Annotated in this window: 1 rRNA gene; it reads right to left on the bottom strand. The window is 54.5% G+C overall.

Features of this window, described 5'->3' with window-relative positions:
- A 23S ribosomal RNA gene (locus QK892_RS18400) occupies positions 1-605 on the bottom strand; the annotation flags it as partial.

The raw sequence follows: 605 nt of genomic DNA, 5'->3' as shown, positions 1-605 counted from the left end.
TACCGCCAGCGTGCCTTCTCCCGAAGTTACGGCACCATTTTGCCTAGTTCCTTCACCCGAGTTCTCTCAAGCGCCTGAGTATTCTCTACCTGACCACCTGTGTCGGTTTGGGGTACGATTGTTGGTAACCTGAAGCTTAGAGGCTTTTCCTGGAAGCGGGGCATCAATTGCTTCACCACCTTGGTGGTTCGTCATCACATCTCAGCATTAAGTGACCGGATTTGCCTAATCACTCTGCCTACCTGCTTGAACCGGGACGACCGTCGCCCGGACAACCTAGCCTTCTCCGTTCCCCCATCGCAGTTACCACCAGTACGGGAATATTAACCCGTTTCCCATCGACTACGCTTTTCAGCCTCGCCTTAGGGGTCGACTCACCCTGCCCCGATTAACGTTGGACAGGAACCCTTGGTCTTCCGGCGTGCGGGTTTTTCACCCGCATTATCGTTACTTATGTCAGCATTCGCACTTCTGATACCTCCAGCATACCTCACAGTACACCTTCGCAGGCTTACAGAACGCTCCCCTACCCAACAACACATTGTGTCGCTGCCGCAGCTTCGGTGCATGGTTTAGCCCCGTTACATCTTCCGCGCGGGCCGACT

This window comes from Clostridium lamae, from assembly GCF_033043255.1.
Taxonomy (GTDB): domain Bacteria; phylum Bacillota; class Clostridia; order Clostridiales; family Clostridiaceae; genus Clostridium; species Clostridium lamae.
This window is presented reverse-complemented; position numbering and strand designations above follow the sequence as displayed.